General features: G+C 40.6%; 17 protein-coding genes and 5 tRNA genes. 3 read left to right on the top strand and 19 right to left on the bottom strand.

All coding sequences use genetic code 11. The features are described 5' to 3' along the window. Positions 1-32: 32 nt before the first annotated feature. From corC to miaB, 4 genes are all read right to left on the bottom strand, one after another. Entirely contained in the window at positions 33-893 is an 861-nt protein-coding gene (gene corC / locus ACOI22_RS04565; protein WP_420670664.1) for a CNNM family magnesium/cobalt transport protein CorC, read from the bottom strand. Between the two features lie 99 nt (positions 894-992). After that, positions 993-1,517, bottom strand: a complete 525-nt coding sequence (gene ybeY, locus ACOI22_RS04560; RefSeq protein ID WP_420670662.1) for an rRNA maturation RNase YbeY — start codon at positions 1,515-1,517, stop codon at positions 993-995. An 8-nt stretch (positions 1,518-1,525) separates the two neighbouring features. Further along, entirely contained in the window at positions 1,526-2,584 is a 1,059-nt protein-coding gene (locus tag ACOI22_RS04555; protein ID WP_420670660.1) for a PhoH family protein, read from the bottom strand. Positions 2,585-2,598: 14 nt separating this feature from the next. Beyond that, positions 2,599-4,026 carry a tRNA (N6-isopentenyl adenosine(37)-C2)-methylthiotransferase MiaB gene (gene miaB / locus ACOI22_RS04550; RefSeq protein WP_420670658.1) on the bottom strand — a complete coding sequence of 476 codons (1,428 nt, stop codon included), beginning with the start codon at positions 4,024-4,026 and terminating at the stop codon, positions 2,599-2,601. 366 nt (positions 4,027-4,392) lie between these two features. Between miaB and ACOI22_RS04545 the strand changes: the two genes are divergently transcribed. Continuing rightward, positions 4,393-5,553, top strand: a complete 1,161-nt coding sequence (locus ACOI22_RS04545) for an FAD-dependent oxidoreductase (protein WP_420670656.1) — start codon at positions 4,393-4,395, stop codon at positions 5,551-5,553. Between the two features lie 35 nt (positions 5,554-5,588). Next, entirely contained in the window at positions 5,589-5,762 is a 174-nt protein-coding gene (locus ACOI22_RS04540; protein WP_420670654.1) for a hypothetical protein, read from the top strand. 50 nt (positions 5,763-5,812) lie between these two features. On the opposite strand, the gene ACOI22_RS04535 is transcribed toward ACOI22_RS04540, so the two are convergent. The 15 genes from ACOI22_RS04535 to lolB all read right to left on the bottom strand — a co-directional run bounded on the left by ACOI22_RS04535 (position 5,813) and on the right by lolB (position 16,038). Beyond that, the gene (locus ACOI22_RS04535; RefSeq protein WP_420670652.1) at positions 5,813-7,282 is read right to left on the bottom strand and encodes an alanine/glycine:cation symporter family protein; all 1,470 of its coding nucleotides are present in this window, start codon (positions 7,280-7,282) and stop codon (positions 5,813-5,815) included. 115 nt (positions 7,283-7,397) lie between these two features. Beyond that, positions 7,398-7,473, bottom strand: a tRNA-Gln gene (locus ACOI22_RS04530). A gap of 43 nt (positions 7,474-7,516) precedes the next feature. Next, positions 7,517-7,592: transfer RNA gene (locus ACOI22_RS04525), tRNA-Gln, on the bottom strand. Between the two features lie 4 nt (positions 7,593-7,596). Beyond that, positions 7,597-7,681 (bottom strand) — tRNA-Leu (locus ACOI22_RS04520). Between the two features lie 30 nt (positions 7,682-7,711). Then, a tRNA-Met gene (locus ACOI22_RS04515) sits at positions 7,712-7,788 on the bottom strand. 137 nt (positions 7,789-7,925) lie between these two features. Then, positions 7,926-8,951: a hypothetical protein gene (locus ACOI22_RS04510; protein ID WP_420670650.1), complete on the bottom strand. Its 1,026-nt coding sequence runs from the start codon at positions 8,949-8,951 to the stop codon at positions 7,926-7,928. Between the two features lie 219 nt (positions 8,952-9,170). Beyond that, complete coding sequence (gene ychF / locus ACOI22_RS04505) at positions 9,171-10,262, bottom strand: redox-regulated ATPase YchF (RefSeq protein ID WP_420670648.1); 1,092 nt, start codon at positions 10,260-10,262, stop codon at positions 9,171-9,173. Positions 10,263-10,290: 28 nt separating this feature from the next. Next, the gene (gene pth, locus ACOI22_RS04500; protein ID WP_420670646.1) at positions 10,291-10,887 is read right to left on the bottom strand and encodes an aminoacyl-tRNA hydrolase; all 597 of its coding nucleotides are present in this window, start codon (positions 10,885-10,887) and stop codon (positions 10,291-10,293) included. Positions 10,888-10,890: 3 nt separating this feature from the next. After that, complete coding sequence (locus ACOI22_RS04495; RefSeq protein ID WP_420670644.1) at positions 10,891-11,538, bottom strand: 50S ribosomal protein L25/general stress protein Ctc; 648 nt, start codon at positions 11,536-11,538, stop codon at positions 10,891-10,893. A 169-nt stretch (positions 11,539-11,707) separates the two neighbouring features. Further along, the gene (locus ACOI22_RS04490; protein ID WP_420670642.1) at positions 11,708-12,112 is read right to left on the bottom strand and encodes a hypothetical protein; all 405 of its coding nucleotides are present in this window, start codon (positions 12,110-12,112) and stop codon (positions 11,708-11,710) included. 33 nt (positions 12,113-12,145) lie between these two features. Next, positions 12,146-13,015, bottom strand: a complete 870-nt coding sequence (locus ACOI22_RS04485) for a DUF6624 domain-containing protein (protein ID WP_420670640.1) — start codon at positions 13,013-13,015, stop codon at positions 12,146-12,148. A gap of 281 nt (positions 13,016-13,296) precedes the next feature. After that, on the bottom strand, positions 13,297-14,244 hold the full coding sequence (locus ACOI22_RS04480) for a ribose-phosphate pyrophosphokinase (RefSeq protein ID WP_420670638.1): 948 nt from the start codon (positions 14,242-14,244) through the stop codon (positions 13,297-13,299). A 31-nt stretch (positions 14,245-14,275) separates the two neighbouring features. After that, a tRNA-Gln gene (locus ACOI22_RS04475) sits at positions 14,276-14,351 on the bottom strand. 12 nt (positions 14,352-14,363) lie between these two features. Then, a complete protein-coding gene (ispE, locus tag ACOI22_RS04470) occupies positions 14,364-15,272 on the bottom strand; it encodes a 4-(cytidine 5'-diphospho)-2-C-methyl-D-erythritol kinase (protein ID WP_420670635.1) in 909 nt (302 codons plus the stop codon). Between the two features lie 7 nt (positions 15,273-15,279). After that, a complete protein-coding gene (lolB, locus tag ACOI22_RS04465; protein ID WP_420670633.1) occupies positions 15,280-16,038 on the bottom strand; it encodes a lipoprotein insertase outer membrane protein LolB in 759 nt (252 codons plus the stop codon). A 137-nt stretch (positions 16,039-16,175) separates the two neighbouring features. Here lolB and hemA point away from each other — a divergent pair, with 137 nt between their 5' ends. Beyond that, entirely contained in the window at positions 16,176-17,438 is a 1,263-nt protein-coding gene (gene hemA / locus ACOI22_RS04460; protein WP_420670631.1) for a glutamyl-tRNA reductase, read from the top strand. Positions 17,439-17,454: the final 16 nt, after the last annotated feature.

Genomic DNA, 17,454 nt, shown 5'->3' with positions numbered 1-17,454 from the left:
GCAAAATAGTATTGATGATGTAGGTGTTCAGCTTAATTCTCCAAATCGGGTAGGTAGACTTTCAGTTGTACCAATCGGCGCTTGTCAGAGTTAGTTACTTCAAAATGAATATTATCGACTTCTACTTTCTCGCCTGTTTCAGGCATGTTTCCGAAAGCGCGGAGCACCACTCCTCCAATAGTGTCAGATTCTTCTTCATTAAATGAAGTCTCGAAGAATTTATTAAAATCATCAACTGGCGTGAGTGCTTTTACTGAATACGTTGATTTGTTTAACGGACGAATGTTGTCATTCTCGTCAACTTCATCATCGTACTCATCTTCTATTTCGCCTACAATAAGCTCAAGAATATCTTCAATAGTCACTAAGCCTGACACACCGCCGTATTCGTCTACTACAATAGCCATATGATACCGCTGTTGCCTAAACTCTTTTAGCAGTACATCTACACGTTTACTTTCAGGCACAATAATGGCTTCGCGAATAGTGTCTTTTAAAACAAAATTCTTCTCATCATTGAAGGCATAGGTGAGTAGGTCTTTAGCGAGTAAAATACCTTCGATATGGTCTTTATCTTCGCTAATAACGGGGAATCTAGAATGCGCAGATTCTAATACAAGAGGTAAAAACTCTTCAGTTGTTTGCTCAATATCAATGGTAATCATTTGAGCGCGAGGGATCATAATATCGCGAACTCGCATTTCACTAACGCCCATAACTCCCTCAATCATTTCTTTGGTTTGAGGGTCTATAAGCTCTCGCTCTTGCGCGTCAGATATCATATCTGACAACTCTTCCTTGTTTTGCGGTTCTCCTTTAAAGCCGTTGAGAAATTTTGCTAACCAGCTTTTATCGGAAGAACCGTTGGTAGAGTGGGGATTATCATCGCTCATTATTGTATTCACACTAATTTAAAAGTAAAAGCATCGAAAATCGTATGCTGTAAAAAGTTTATTGTACTGCGTTTGGTATTTCGCGCAATAGTATAATAATTAAGTTATTTGGTATGGGTTATTAATGCCCAAACTCTCAAGTATGGCAATCTCAATGCCTTCCATTTGCTGAGCTTCTTTATCATCAATATGGTCATAACCCAACAAATGCAATACGCCGTGTATGCTCATGTGTGCCCAATGATTGCTGACTAACTTGTTTTGGTCTTGAGCTTCATTGCAAACAACCTGCGCGCAAATGGCTAAGTCACCAATAAAATTTGAGGGAACAAAATCAGGTAAGTCGCTTTCAAACGACAACACATTGGTAGAAGAATTTTTGCCGCGGTAGCTATTGTTAAGCTCTTTGGATTCTAGCTCACTCACCACGCGAATATTCACTTCTGTAGCCGCGTTGTGTTCAATGTGTGCTAAAGCAGCATTGATCCATAGAATAAAATCACTTTCGCTTGGAACTTGAGAGCTAAGATCTGCGTTTATGTCATCAGCCACTTCTAAAACAAGGTCTACTACATTGTTTTGTTGAGCATCTAATTTCGAAGCACTTTTAGGATTGTCATCCATTCGCTTTCTTAGCCTTCTTTACTGTTGCTGTCATTCGCCTGCTTATTTGCCGCTTCGCGCTCAGCTTTTTGCTGTGCTTTGAGTAACTCTTGTTCAGATTCATAATCTTCATAAGCTTGTACTATTCTTGCTACAACAGGGTGGCGAACTACGTCACCAGCTGAAAAGAAGTTTAAGGAAATGTCATTCACTTCACCCAGCACATCTATAGCATGACGCAAGCCTGAACGCGCACCTCGGGGTAAGTCAACTTGTGTTATATCACCCGTTATTACCGCTTTTGAATTGAATCCTATGCGCGTCAAAAACATTTTCATTTGTTCTACAGTGGTATTTTGCGACTCATCTAAAATAATGAATGCATCATTTAGTGTGCGTCCGCGCATGTAGGCTAAAGGAGCAACCTCAATTACGTTACGTTCTATTAGCTTCTCTACTTTTTCAAACCCTAGCATTTCAAACAATGCATCGTAAAGGGGGCGCAAATAAGGGTCTACTTTTTGTGATAAATCGCCAGGTAAAAAGCCTAGCTTTTCGCCAGCTTCAACCGCAGGGCGAGTTAATAGAATACGTCGAATTTCTTGTCGTTCTAATGCATCTACCGCACACGCTACAGCCAAATAGGTTTTACCCGTGCCAGCGGGACCAATGCCGAAGGTGATGTCATGAGTAACCACATTACTCACATATTTAGATTGATTAGGATTACGTGGTTTTATTACGCCACGCTTGGTCTTAATGTGAATTTCTTTGCCGTAATCGCCTGCTTCAGCGCGCTCTAGGCACTTTGCCTCTTGAATGGCTAAATGAACTTGATTGGGCTCTAAAATTGGAATGCTACCTTTAACAGGCTGCGTTTCAATATATAACAAACGCAGCAATTCACTTGCTCCGTTGGCTTGTTGAGGGTCACCCATTACTTTAAATTCATTATTTCTATAGTTTATTTCCACCCCCAAGCGACGTTCAATTTGCTTGATATTGTCATCAAAAGGGCCGCACAAACTAGATAAACGTTTTGTGTCTTGAGGTTCTAAAACTACCTGATTACTAACAATTTTACTCAATCTCTTTCCTATTTTTAAGCAGGCATTACTGTGATAACGCCTAATTCATCCATTTTGGGTTGTTTGGCTAAAATACTTTGCGGTGATGTAGCCACGCGTAGTCCCATTTCTGATTCGCGGCGAACAACGGTTCCACGCAATGAGTTACTAAATACGGCAGTCACATCAACATCTACAAACTCCCCAATCATATCGGGAGTGCCTTCAAAGTTTACAACTCGATTGTTCTCTGTTCGGCCTGTTAATTCATTTTCATCTTTTTTCGATGGGCCTTCAACCAGAATACGTTGCTGGGTATGCAGCATGTTTCGGGCAATTTGTTGAGAATTTTGGTTTATACGTTGTTGCAAAATTTGTAAGCGTTCTTTCTTGGTTTGCTCACTCACGTCATCAACTGCATCAGCCGCAGGTGTGCCAGGGCGTGCGCTATAAATAAAGCTAAAGCTCATGTCAAAACCAACGTGGTTGATTAAGTTCATGGTAGCTTCAAAATCTTCGTCAGATTCACCTGGGAAGCCAATAATAAAGTCAGAAGACATGGCTAAATTAGGACGCACTTTTTTTAGCTTGCGAATTGTTGATTTATATTCAATTGCCGTATGGCCACGTTTCATCAAGTTTAGAATGCGGTCAGAGCCTGACTGAACAGGTAAATGTAAATGGTCAACTAACTCAGGAATATTCTCATAAGCCGCTACAATATCATCGGTAAATTCAACGGGATGAGACGTGGTATATCGAATACGGTCAATGCCATCAATGCTGGCTACTAACTCTAGTAACTCTGCAAATCTACAAAGTGTTCCGTCGTAATGTTCGCCTCTAAAAGCGTTTACGTTTTGGCCTAGTAAATTGACTTCACGAACGCCTTGTGCTGCTAACTGAGCTATCTCAAGCAGTACGTCATCTACTGGGCGGCTCACTTCTTCGCCTCGTGTGTAGGGTACTACACAAAAACTGCAATATTTAGAACAACCTTCCATAATAGAAACGAATGCGCTTGGGCCTTCAGCGCGCGGCTCTGGTAAGCGATCAAATTTTTCAATTTCAGGAAAACTCACATCAACTACCGAACGTTCACCGCCATGTATTTGGCCTATCATTTCGGGTAAGCGGTGCAAGGTTTGTGGACCGAAAACGATATCAACAAAAGGCGCTCTTTTGCGGATTTCGTCACCTTCTTGTGACGCCACGCAGCCGCCCACACCAATAATTAATTCTGGTTTGTTTTTCTTTAAGTGTTTCCAACGACCCAGTTGGTGGAATACTTTTTCTTGGGCTTTTTCACGAATTGAACAAGTATTCAGTAAAATTACGTCGGCATCCTCAGCTTCTTCAGCCGCGGTGTAGCCATGGGTCGCATCTAGTAGGTCTGCCATTTTTTCCGAGTCGTACTCGTTCATTTGGCAACCCCAAGTTTTTACAAATAATTTTTTACTCATTTCACTTCATCAAGGTTAGTGTATATGCGCTTGCCAACAACGCTAATGCTGCAGTGTGAACATCATGATCGCACTATGTTCATATACGCTTATAAAAAAAGCGTTATTTGAGGCGGCAAGGGCCTACACTTGGATTTAAACAATTTACGCATATAGCGTTTAAGATAGCCGTGTATTTTACCCTTTATTCTTGTGTAAGGCTAGTCATAGTGAGTGAGCAGTAAACCTAGGATATTTAGTTGTATTGTCAGCAATATTTCACAAGCTTTATCAAAAAACCTGATTACTATCAATGTAATTGCGTAAGGCCTTATGGCATACTTTGCTGTACAAGCGCAGTAAAGAAAACGCAGAAAGGGAAGTGTATTGAAAATTAAAGAAGTTGATACAGTGGTAGTGGGTGGTGGTATGGTAGGTGCTGCAATGGCGCTAGGTTTAGCCCAGCAAGGCTACACTGTGGCGCTTATTGAAAAACAAACGCTACATAAGTATTGTGATGAGCAAGCCCCCGATATTCGATTATCGGCGTTCAACTTACATTCTGTTCGCTTACTTAAAACGCTAGAAGCTTGGCCACATCTTACACAAATGAGATACCGTTCATACTCGCGTTTATCTGTTTGGGAGAACAGCGAGCACAAAACTATTTTTGATGCCAGTGAAGTGAATCAAGATAACTTAGGTTATTTTTTTGAAAATCGCTTAATTCAACTAGCTTTGTACCAGCAAATTAACGCGCAATTCCCACAACAAGTGACGTGTTATTTTGATGATATAAGCCATATAGATACCCAGCAAGCAAGTATACGTTTAGCATCAGGCGAAATCATTAATGCCAAGCTAATGATTGGCGCTGATGGCGCTCAATCGCAAGTTAGGCAAAGTGCGGGTATAGCATGCACTGGCTGGGAGTACTCACAACACGCAAATGCTATTTTGATTCAAACACCCGAGCCAGTCCAAGACGAAACTTGGCAAGAATTTCACTCGCAGGGGCCGCGTGCCTTACTCCCTATGTACGAAAACTACGCCTGCTTAGTATGGTATGACAATCTTCAAACATCACAGTGGATACAGCAAGCCGATCACCTAGATTTACAAGCAGCTATTAATCAACATTTTCCGAACTTAATTGGCGACTTTTCTATTGTTGAAGTGGCTGGGTTCCCGCTATCTCGCATGCATGCAAAGCAATACGGAAGAGGCGATTGCGTGATATTAGGTGATGCAGCCCACACTATTAATCCCTTAGCGGGGCAGGGAGTCAATTTAGGCTTTAAGGATGTATCGGCTTTATTAGATATCATTGGCAATATTGGAATTAACGATTCATCTGAACTTATTGCTCAGTTTGAGGGCGCTAGGCGAGCAGAGAACTTATTGATGATGACCACAATGGATGCCTTGTATAAAACATTCTCGACCCCACTATTACCTATTAAGGCGTTTCGAAACATGGCATTGAGAGTAGCTAACAATGCCGGCCCTTTAAAAGCGAAAGCGTTAAAATATGCAATGGGGCTCTAAATAGTTGCCTTAAGCATTAAACAATAAGGATACCCATGACAGTTTTAATCATTTTAGGTGTGTTATTTCTAGCCTTGATCGTAATTATTCCATTAATAGAGAAATCTAACATGCGAGTCAGCGATGAATCAGCGGCGAAAATATCACGTTGGATTTGGCCATTAATGATAGTTGCCTTGATAGCCGGCATGTTGAAAGCTTTTTTATAATTTTTTAGCGACAATATTAATACTTTAAGCACACTTTTATTGGCCAGGGCTTACTTGCCCTGCCAAATATCACTTTCTTCTAGTTCACCTTGAATTTCGCAGTCATTTTTATCAAAGGTAATTTCTTTTTTCTCTTTGCGCTTTTGTCGGTAATCGTTGGTAACCGCCACAATGGTAGGAGTAAGAATGATGATAGCAATAACATTTACTAGCGTCATTAAGCCTAGGGCCATATCTGCCATTGCCCACACGGTGGGAAGTGATGCCATAGAGCCCCACAGTATCATCAGTAAATATCCCGTTGTATATGCGCGACGGCCTAGGTTGTTATCAAGTTTAAACATGTGTAAGTTACTTTCGCCATATGCATAGTTTGCTACTACAGATGTAAAAGCAAATAAACAAATAGCGGCTGAGACAAAATCACCCCCTAACTGTCCTAAGTGCGTTTCCATAGCACTTTGCGTTAAACGAATACCTTCCATTTGGCCTATGTCGGTTTGCGTGCCTAGCAATATTATAAATGCGGTACAGGTACACAACACCATAGTATCTACAAATACGCCTAACATTTGCACATAACCCTGCGAAGCAGGATGATTCGGATTTGGGCTGGCAGCAGCGGCGGCATGAGGCACACTTCCAGAGCCTGCTTCGTTAGAATACAAGCCACGCTGAATACCATTTTTAATGGCCGCAGCTAGAGCGCCAGCGCCTGCTTCTTGTAGCCCAAATGCACTTTTAATAATATGTTCGAGCATACCCGGAAGGTACTGTATGTTAATAGCAGTAATAACTAGAGCAACTAACACATAAGCTGCTCCCATGAAGGGTACTACATATTCTGCAAAACGAGCTATTGCGCGCAAGCCGCCAATTACAATTAGGCCGGCTAGTAAAATAATCACCAAGCCAGAATAATGAGTAGGGAAGTCATAGGTATTGTTTAGGGCATCAGTAATGGTATTTGCTTGTACCGCACTGAATATAAATCCGTAGCCCATAAATAAACAAAGCGCGAACACTAATGCGAAAGCCTTATTTTGAATACCTTGTTGGATGTAATAGGCTGGACCACCCCGAAATTGCCCGTTGGTATCTCTAATTTTATAAACTTGACCAAGCACGCTTTCTGCGTAACCGGTTGCCATACCTAAAAGTGCAATAACCCACATCCAGAATATTGCACCTGCTCCCCCTAAGGAAATTGCAACGGCAACACCTGCTAAATTACCCGTACCTACGCGAGCAGATAAACTCGTACATAAGGCTTGAAAGGAGCTAATACCTGATTTATCTGATTTACCAGAATTGCGCATAATTGCAAACATGTGCTTAAAATCAAATAGCTGAATGAGTTTTAGACGCCAGGAAAACCAAATGCCGGCAATTAATAACAAGTAGATAAGAACTTGCCCATCACCCCAAAGGATATTGTTAATAAAACCAACTACGCTTGCAACCGCGGTTTGAAGGGGAGTAATAAGTGTAACTTGTAGCCAAGAAATGATTTCGTTCATGAGGATAAGATAAAATAATTTTTATTGTTTTCTACATTGTGCAAGATTTTCACGTAAATCGCTAGTAGAAACAAAAAACGCCACTTATACGAGTATAAGTGGCGTTAATCTAATTTGGCTGGGGTAGCTGGACTCGAACCAACGAATGACGGGATCAAAACCCGTTGCCTTACCAACTTGGCTATACCCCAATAAGAACAACCTAATAACAAGGCAGATCTTCTTGGAAAAAAATGGCTGGGGTAGCTGGACTCGAACCAACGAATGACGGGATCAAAACCCGTTGCCTTACCAACTTGGCTATACCCCAGCAATGGTGCGGAAGGAGAGACTTGAACTCTCACGCCGTGAAGCACTGGAACCTAAATCCAGCGTGTCTACCAATTCCACCACTCCCGCACAGGACTCAAAACAGACTTGCAAGAAAAATGGTGGCTAAGGCGGGATTTGAACCTGCGACCCCATCATTATGAGTGATGTGCTCTAACCAACTGAGCTACTTAGCCATTTTCTCGCTCCGTTTTGGAGTGGCGCGTATTATGCTTAGTTGAACCGAATGCGTCAACCGTTTTTTTGATAAAAACAGCTAAAAAAGCACGCTTGCTTACAAAGTGAACAGTAAATGCTTGCTCTTGCATAAATACTATTCAGTTTTTGGTAAAATTCCATACTTAATATCAAACTTAGTAAGCTGCGCTTTAATTTTATCACCTAGTTTTCCAGTGCTCAAACGCGGCACTCGGGTGCTATCTGTTTCGTAATTAGCGTTAGCAAAAGCTGACGTAAAATCCACATCAAGTGCGCTTTGTTCTGTTACACGAGTTTTGGCTGATAACTCTGATATTTTCTGAATGCTTTGTTGGCGAGAAAATCGCGCAAAGCCTTTAAAGGTAAAATTCTCTTCTACGAAACGATTACTTAAACTTAGTAGCTCATCAACAACTGCATACATAAGTGCATCTTCGGTAAGTGAATCGACTATAATTAACATGCTTTTATCAATATCTAATATTTCTGGAAGCGTTGTATTAGTAGAAGGCGTGATCTTAAATGATATTAAATGCCGGCCGTTTAGCTTCATTTCACTTTCAAAATTTAGGTCTGCTTCGTCATAGCAAATTCTTGAAAACACCTCTTGAATTTGGTTTGGACTAAGCTGTGGGCTTACCTGAGTCGTGTTTGTGGCTTTAGACATGGCTATAAGCGGTAAATCATGGTGGCAGCTAAAAGGCGTTGTAATGTTACCTAAGGCTTTTATTTGGTTGGTTCTATATTTGAACAACTCTCTTACTTCATGTTCTCTGGCTTTCATTAATGCTAAAAATGCTGTTTGTATGATTTCAGAAGAGGGTAGCTGTGCTTCTACACGCCATCTTCTTCCATACACAATTTTTTCATCCTTTTGGGATTGGGCCTTTTTATAGTTGTCTTTACCTATAATCCCCACTTGAATAAAAATACTCGCATTATCTTCATCAACAAAGAGCACGTATTTAGGGTCGCAATCAATTTCAGCTACAATATTTTCAACTGAAGTTTTTGTATGTTGATAGCTTAAGTAATGCTGAGGAATACAGTTTGTGCCGTCATCTAAAACTACAGCTGGCGCTTTAGGTAAAGGTGTTTCGCCTGGCAGTAAAGGCATTACAGTGAAAGACGTTGTTTTCATAATTCTCGCAATTTGATATTGGCCGCTTAACTAGACCATTCATTTATCAGTTTTATTTCACGTAACTATAATACTGCTAAATGGGTGATAAGGGTTTATAGAAAATTATGAAATTTTTGTTATGTTTGTAACGAACGAAATTGGGCTCAGCTATTTAAAATTAAGAATTAAAAAAGCCGGCTTGGAGCCGGCTTATTAATATTCTTATATCTTCATTGCTTATACGTTAAATCTAAAGTGGATAACGTCACCGTCTTTAACGATGTATTCTTTACCTTCTAAGCGCCACTTACCAGCTTCCTTAGCACCAGATTCTCCATTATTGGCTACGTAGTCTTCGTAACCTACAATTTCAGCTCGTATAAAGCCTTTTTCAAAGTCAGTATGTATTTTACCTGCCGCTTGAGGAGCAGTAGAGCCTTCAGGGAAGGTCCATGCACGCACTTCTTTAACGCCGGCGGTAAAGTAAGTTTGAAGGGTCAGTAAGCTATAACCGGCTCTAATCACACGGTTTAGCCCTGGTTCAGTTAAACCTAGCTCTTCCATAAACTCAGCTTTTTCTTCATCCTCAAGCTCTGCTATGTCTGATTCAATTGCAGCGCACACGCTTACAACGGTTGCACCTTCTTTCTCAGCGATAGCGCTTACTTGGTCTAAGTATGGGTTGTTCTCAAAACCGTCTTCATTTACATTGGCGATGTACATGGTAGGTTTAAGTGTTAAGAAGTTCATGTAGCTAATGGCTGCTAGTTCTTCTTTAGTCAGTTCCAATGCTCTAAGCAATGCACCTTCATTTAAATGCGGAAGTACTTTTTCTAATACTTTTAACTCAAACTTAGCGTCAGAATCACCGCCTTTAGCACGTTTACTTACTCGTAAAATTGCTTTCTCGGTGGTTTCAAGATCAGCCAAGCCTAGTTCAGTATTAATAACGTCAATATCTTCTTGAGGATTTACTTTACCAGCTACGTGAACAATATTTTCATCATCAAAACAGCGAACAACATGGCCAATTGCGTCAGTTTCACGAATATTAGCTAAAAACTTATTACCTAAACCTTCGCCTTTAGATGCTCCCGCAACTAAACCGGCTATATCTACAAACTCCATAGTGGTAGGAATAACGCGCTGTGGATTAACAATTTCAGCTAATTTGTCTAAGCGAACGTCAGGTACTGGCACAACGCCGGTGTTAGGCTCAATGGTACAAAACGGGAAGTTAGCAGCTTCTATACCCGCTTTGGTTAATGCATTAAATAAGGTTGATTTACCTACGTTGGGTAAACCAACTATGCCACATTTGAATCCCATGTTCGCCTCTTGATATTGTTTGGAGTAATTAGTCTGCTTTAAAGCTATGTAATCGTTGCTGTGCTTTGGTTAAATCGTGCTCAAATATAATTGGCACACAGCGAATTGCTTCATCTATTGCTTCATCTATTCGTTTTTGGTCAAGGGGAGATGCTTTTGATAACACATACCCTGATACTTTTGACTTATGGCCAGGATGGCCTATACCAATACGAAGTCTAAGAAACTCGCGTTGGTTACTCATTTTGCTCACAATATCTTTGATGCCATTTTGACTTGAGCTACCGCCAACTTTAAATTTTGCCACGCCTGGGTCAAAATCCAGTTCATCAAATGCGACCATTAACTCATCAATGCCAATTTTATAAAACTGGCATAAAGCACCTACCGACTTACCGCTTAAGTTCATGAAAGTAGTAGGAATGAGTAGTCTTACGTCATTACCAGCGATGTTTCCACGGCCAGTAAAACCAAAAAACTTAGCTTCAAACTTTAATGTAATATTAAAGCGAGAAGCTAAGTTTTCTACAAATTGCGCACCGGCATTGTGCCTAGTGTCTTTATATTCGGGGCCTGGATTACCCAAGCCCACGATTAAGCGCAATGAATTGCGAGAGTCAGACACCGATTATTCCTCGGTCGCTCCAGCTTCTTCATCACCAGCTGCTTCATCTTCTTCACTTGCAGCAGGGCCTTTAGCAGCTTTAACAGTAACAACAGCTAAATCGTGATCTTCGCCTTTACCAAGATCAACAGACTCTACACCTTTAGGTAAGGTAATGTCAGAAATATGAAGTGTTTGACCAAGAGCAACATTGCTTAGGTCTACTTCAATAAACTCTGGCAAATCTTTTGGTAAACAGCTGATTTCGATGTCGTTCACGTGGTGCTCAGCGTGACCGCCTTCAATCTTAATAGAATCAGCACTTTCTTCATTAATAAAGTGAAGTGGAACATTAGTTTGAAGAGCTTGACCAGCAACAATGCGTTGGAAGTCAATGTGAGTTACTTTAGGCTTATAAGCATGACGCTGCATGTCTTTAACTAAAGCTTCTACTTTTTTACCTTCAACGTTAATTGTTAATACGTGTGAGTAAAATGCTTCAAATTCTTGTGCTTGAATTACTTTATTGTGCTCAAGAGTGATTGATACTGGCTCTTCGCCGGCACCATAAAGGATAGCAGGTACTTTCCCTTCGTGACGTAGGCGGCGGCTCGCACCTTTCCCTAAATCAGTTCGGATTGTTGCATCCAAGTTGAAAATTGCATCAGACATTATATGTCTCCAGTTAAATATTTAGATATGTAGTGTTTTGCGACCAAACACTACTTGAGTACGCCTGTAAAATTAAGCGTCCACCGTTCTAAAACGGCGGCGCATTCTACCATTGCTAATACCTAGGTACAATCTCAAATTGTTATTAATTGCCAGAATAATAAAATTATTACTTATTATTCGTTATTTCTGATACGCCAGAGTCATCAAGCACTTTTACGCTTATGATTTCAATGGCTGTGCCGAATTGTGATGTTGTCATTAGGTCATACAGTGGGCGAGCTTCAATTTCTACCTCTAAGCCGTTGCGTTTATGTTCTTTAGGTAATTTGATAGGGGTGTATTTACTGCCATCTTTACTAATGAAACTATAAAAGCCGCCTTCCATTTGCTGATAAACAATACGGCCGGTCAAGCGTAGTTCAGAATTATCCATTTTTTTGTTTGCATCCTGTAATACATTGTCATCTTTTTGCGTATTATTCGACGCCTTTACGGGCTTGGCATCAGCTGTGCTATTGTGTTGGCACGCACCTAGCGCTAGTAGGCTTAACAATACAATAATAAGTTTCATGCATTTATCCTTGTGCTTAAAAAGCATACTTAATCAAAGTGGTTTTAATTGTTCGTTTGCTGCTTCAAGGCCAGCTTCTTGTAGGGTTTCGTCTTCAATCTCAGAAAACGGACTTTCATATTCAACGCCGAACAATTTAGCATATTCCGCTATAGGGTCTAATCCAACCGCTGCTCTTCTAATGTCTACGTTTTTCTCATCTTCAATTGGATAGATATATGGTTTTTGCGTTTTGGGGTTAACTTTAATTTGCGTACCGTAGCGCTGTTTTACACCTTTACTTACCAAAATGTTATCGTGGAGCTGTGCAAATGCACCCGGCGGAATGTCGCCTCGTTCTGTCGCTTTTTGCATCATAGGAAAATAGCGTTCTTGAAATTCAATTGGCGCATGTTGTATAACAAGAAAAATGGTTTGTCCTGCTTTGGAGCCCCGATACTCCGTTCCTTTGGGCCATCCATGTTTATCAAGAATAGTGCTAATAATTGCCTGATTTTTATTATCCAAAATTTCTTGCAAGTGCCAAAGATAGTTTATGTCTTCTTGCGTAGCCTCCGCATCTGCTGATTTACTCAATGCTTTTTTAATTTTGTGGATTTCATTGCGATGGAGTTGATCATCTTTAAGCACTTCCTCTAAGCGTGTTTTAATTTCCTTAATAGTCTCTTTATCTAAGGGGACTTTCTCAGTGGAAGCGGGCGTAGGGTTTTCATTCTCTGGTTCTTTATTTTTGATATCAGCGGCAGCTTTCGGTTTAGGTAGCATTTCTTGAACTTGATCATCTTGCTCTTCAGTTGTTTCCTGAACAATCGAAAATGCAGCGCCGGCGTTTGCAAACATGCAAAAGGCCAAGCTTAATTTACTTATTCGCTTAACAGCTTTTTTTTGAAAAGATAATGACATGGGAAAATTCTCAAGTTTCATTGTTATTTAGGACGTAATCTACAGTTATTTAAAAGCCATAATAACCTAAAATAGACGCTTAATAAGCCAGCAATCATTCTGCACAAAGCCTTAATCCTTAAAGCCTTGAACAAAAGATAACATTTATCGAAAAGAGAAAACATTAAAAATTAGCCATGTATCGACTAATTAATGAAGTTAGGTATGACCAAAAGTGCGAAGAGTGTAAACAAAAAACGAGACCAATTGGTCTCGTTCTAATTAAGCTTTGCCCGTTTGAATTAGTATTCAAACATTGCCGAAATTGACTCTTCGTTAGAGATTCTTCGAATCGTTTCAGCAAGCATTTCAGAAAGTGTTAATTGCTTAACTTTCTTAATTTTTTGCATATCGGGATGCAGAGGGATACTGTCAGTCACAATGATTTCATCAATCACAGATTCTGCAATATTCTTTGGTGCATTACCTGAGAATACCGCATGGGTAGCGTAGGCAAATACACGCTTAGCGCCGTGAGCTTTAAGCGCCTCAGCCGCTTTTGCTAGCGTGCCACCTGTATCAATCATATCATCTACAATAATACAGTCGCGGCCATTCACATCACCAATAATATTCATTACCTGTGCTACGTTGGCTTTCGGGCGACGTTTATCAATAATCGCCAAATCAGTGTCGTTCAATAATTTTGCGGTAGCACGAGCTCGAACAACGCCACCAATATCAGGCGATACTACAACGGGTTGGTCAAAATCACGCTGAAACATATCGTCTAGTAATATGGGCGTACCAAACGCATTATCCACAGGGACGTCGAAGAAGCCCTGAATTTGTTCTGCGTGCAGGTCAACTGTTAATACTCTATCTACGCCAACGTTTGATAAAAAGTCAGCAACTACTTTAGCGGTAATAGGCACACGAGCAGAACGCACGCGGCGGTCTTGTCGTGAGTAACCAAAGTAAGGAATTACGGCAGTAATTCTTCCTGCTGATGCACGCCTAAAGGCGTCTATCATCACAATGAGTTCCATTAAGTTGTCATTCGTTGGCGCGCAGGTAGACTGAATGATGAATACATCAGAACCACGTACGTTTTCATGAATTTCTACACTTATTTCACCATCACTAAAACGTCCACAACTCACGTTTCCAAGTTTAGTATATAAGCGGTCGGCGACTTTCTGGGCGAGTTCAGGAACAGCGTTCCCTGCAAAAAGCTTCATATCAGGCACAAGATAGGTCCTCAGTGCGATTTAAATGTATTGGCTGGGGTAGCAGGACTCGAACCTACGAATGGCGGGATCAAAACCCGCTGCCTTACCAACTTGGCTATACCCCAATTATATTGCAACTAGCATAATTTTGCATCAGCTTGGGTTAATACTGAATGCAAAGGCGATGAATCAATACCTTTAGCAACAAAGCCTGAAACACCGTTCGGCAACTGTTTAAGCACGTTTTCAGCATCTTTTTTGCTTGAAAATTGTGCAAAAACGCTAGCTCCTGTGCCTGTCATTCTTGACGGTGCGTAGTGTACCAACCACTGTAATAAATTTGCAACCTCGGGGTGCGTATTACTGACTAATTTCTCACAATCATTTCGAGTTTCTTTAAATTGGTAATTAGAAAAGTCTATTTTAGGTGTATTTCTTGGTAAATCGGGATGGCCAAACACTGATGCAGTAGAAATATGTACTTTGGGTGTTACCACTAAATAAAATGTTTCAGGGATACTTACTGAAATAAGCGTTTCTCCAACACCTTCTGCAAAAGCGCTCATGCCATTTACAAATACTGGCACATCTGCACCTAAGCGCAATGCTATGGTAAGTAGTTGCTTAGTATTTAATTCACATTTCCACAAATGATTAAGTGCAACTAAAACAGTGGCCGCATTTGATGAACCACCACCTAAACCCCCTCCCATAGGAATGCGTTTGCGTACGAAAAGTTTTACGCCATAAGAATCGTCACGGCGATACGGCAATAGTTCCGTGGCGGCCTTTACAATAAGGTTATCTTCAAATTTTACACCCTCAATATTATTGGCAAGGGATATTTCCCCCGACAGATTAAATTGCGTGCCTATTTCGTCGCAATAGTCTAATAATTGAAACAGAGTTTGTAATTCGTGATACCCGTTTTCAAACTGAGAACAAACGTGTAGAAATAGATTGATTTTGGCTGGGCTAGGCCACCAAATCTTGCTGTTATCTTCAGCGCTTACACTTGTATTAGGGTGCATAGATGTGTTTGGCATATTTAAATTATACGCTCCATTTACTGACTTTAATTTTAACCATGGCGTTTGACGATAAATTACGTAAAGTGATGGCACTGGGGAGTTGATAGCTAACGCCGTTTATTACACTATTTTTATAAGCTTGATAATCAATTTGCCAAGGGCTGCACGATACTTGCCTAGGTTTACATTGGCTAACAAGTTGTTTAATTAAGCCATTATCGTATCGAACAATAGATGAAACTGTATTTAATTGCGCCTGTTGTTTTGTGTTGAATCTTCCCGATTCACCGCTCGCGCCTTTTATCCAATACTGCAAGTCACTAAGGGGTAAATCCCAGCCAGTAAGGCGGTAAACCAACTGGGCTGGTGATGGGTCTGTGTATTGTTCGCCGTCAGCCTTTAGCGTGGCTTTTTCGCCGTCGAATATCATTGTGCCGCCGCTAATGCCAAGTATATTTGTGACTGAAAACGAAAAAGCCTCGCCTTGTTGTTGCCAATTAATATAGGCGCTTTTTCTTTCTGTAGCGCTAATCCACGCAATTTTTCCGCTCAACTTCCAATGCGTAAGCTGAGCTAAATTTTGATTAAGGCTAATTACTGCTTGCTGTTCTAAAGTAGGTTTTGTGCTACAAGCCACAAGTAAGCAACTGATCAAAAACAAGAGGGTGGTAGTTTTAAATTGGCGTTTAATGACGCAATTGAAAGAACGAAATTGTTTATTTAACATACGCAGGATACTTGCTTTGCCTTGGTGAAGATGCATTTTAGCGATAAATAACATTCATTTTTGCTAGGTAATCAATAAACATACAAGAAATACGCCTTTTTTTCTAACCTTTCTGTGATTTTCTTTAAATTAGCCTCGGTTTTGACTACAATGCGCTGTCGTTAATTTAAGTCTAATAGAAACCAACATCCATGAGTTTTATTGCCATTGGCATTAATCATCAATCAGCTCCCGTTGCTATGCGCGAAAAAGTGGCCTTTACACCAGGCTCTTTAGCCAGTGCGTTAAAACAATACGCGCAAGAAAAACAGCAAGGGGCCTTGGTTATTCTATCTACTTGCAACCGTACAGAAATATTTGCTAGCAGTGAGCATATTAATACAAGCCAATTGGCATTGTGGCTAGCCAATTTTCATGGCCTTGATATTAATGAATTTGAAAAATATGTGTACGCGCATGAAGGTACGGATGCTTTAGTTCATTTGATGCAGGTAGCGTGTGGTTTGGATTCGTTGATTTTGGGTGAGCCTCAAATTTTAGGCCAGGTAAAACAAGCATTTTCAGAAGCTAAGCACATTGGTACGGTGAATAGTCAGTTTGAGAAAATTTTTCAATCTACTTTTACTATTGCGAAAAAAGTACGTTCGCAAACAGAAATAGGTGCTAATGCCGTTTCAGTGGCCTATGCCGCTGTTCAATTAGCAAAACAAATATTCGCTAAATTGGAAAATAGCCGAGTATTGCTAATAGGTGCAGGTGAAACTATTGAGCTTGTGGCCAAGCATTTACGCGACGTGAATTTACAAAAAATTACCGTAGCAAATAGAACATTAGCTAATGCCTGCAAATTGGTTCAAACCTTAGATTGTGATGCTGAAGGAATAACCATAAGTGAAATTCCCAGCCGTTTAGCAGATGCTGACATTGTTATTTCTTCTACAGCTAGCGCCTTGCCCATACTAGGCAAAGGTATGGTTGATGATGCCTTAAAAAAGCGCAAGCATAAGCCAATGCTGATGATTGACTTGGCTGTACCACGCGACATTGAAGATCAAGCCGGCGATTTAGATGATGTATATTTATATACGGTTGATGACTTACAAGATATTGTTCAACAAAATGTTGCCAACCGAGAACAAGCTGCCCAGCAAGCCAATCAAATGATTCAACAGCAAGTGCAGCATTTGATACAATGGCAACAACAACATAAGAAAATAGATTTAATAAAAACCTTTCGAGATGAAGCGCAAGCAACTAAAGAGCATTTAGAGAAGCGCGCGTTGCTTCGTATTTCGCAAGGTGAAGATGCCAATAAGGTCATACAAGAGCTAAGCCATAAGCTGGCTCAAGCAATGATGCATGGCCCAACAAAAGCGATGCAACAAGCAATAGCTGACCCAAGCGCCAAAGCACTTGATGTGTTTGAAAACGTATTTGGCGCAGAAAAAAAATAACATTGTTGCACATCCT

The sequence above is a fragment of the Glaciecola sp. 2405UD65-10 genome, assembly GCF_048820975.1.
Lineage (GTDB): Bacteria > Pseudomonadota > Gammaproteobacteria > Enterobacterales > Alteromonadaceae > Glaciecola.
This window is presented reverse-complemented; position numbering and strand designations above follow the sequence as displayed.

Coding starts and splice junctions, on each gene's coding strand:
- corC (WP_420670664.1), bottom strand. CDS start 893: ATGAGCGATGATAATCCCCACTCTACCAACGGTTCTTCCGATAAAAGC.
- ybeY (WP_420670662.1), bottom strand. CDS start 1,517: ATGGATGACAATCCTAAAAGTGCTTCGAAATTAGATGCTCAACAAAAC.
- miaB (WP_420670658.1), bottom strand. CDS start 4,026: ATGAGTAAAAAATTATTTGTAAAAACTTGGGGTTGCCAAATGAACGAG.
- ACOI22_RS04540 (WP_420670654.1), top strand. CDS start 5,589: ATGACAGTTTTAATCATTTTAGGTGTGTTATTTCTAGCCTTGATCGTA.
- ACOI22_RS04535 (WP_420670652.1), bottom strand. CDS start 7,282: ATGAACGAAATCATTTCTTGGCTACAAGTTACACTTATTACTCCCCTT.
- ACOI22_RS04510 (WP_420670650.1), bottom strand. CDS start 8,951: ATGAAAACAACGTCTTTCACTGTAATGCCTTTACTGCCAGGCGAAACA.
- ychF (WP_420670648.1), bottom strand. CDS start 10,262: ATGGGATTCAAATGTGGCATAGTTGGTTTACCCAACGTAGGTAAATCA.
- ACOI22_RS04495 (WP_420670644.1), bottom strand. CDS start 11,538: ATGTCTGATGCAATTTTCAACTTGGATGCAACAATCCGAACTGATTTA.
- ACOI22_RS04490 (WP_420670642.1), bottom strand. CDS start 12,112: ATGAAACTTATTATTGTATTGTTAAGCCTACTAGCGCTAGGTGCGTGC.
- ACOI22_RS04485 (WP_420670640.1), bottom strand. CDS start 13,015: ATGTCATTATCTTTTCAAAAAAAAGCTGTTAAGCGAATAAGTAAATTA.
- ispE (WP_420670635.1), bottom strand. CDS start 15,272: ATGCCAAACACATCTATGCACCCTAATACAAGTGTAAGCGCTGAAGAT.
- lolB (WP_420670633.1), bottom strand. CDS start 16,038: ATGTTATTTATCGCTAAAATGCATCTTCACCAAGGCAAAGCAAGTATC.
- hemA (WP_420670631.1), top strand. CDS start 16,176: ATGAGTTTTATTGCCATTGGCATTAATCATCAATCAGCTCCCGTTGCT.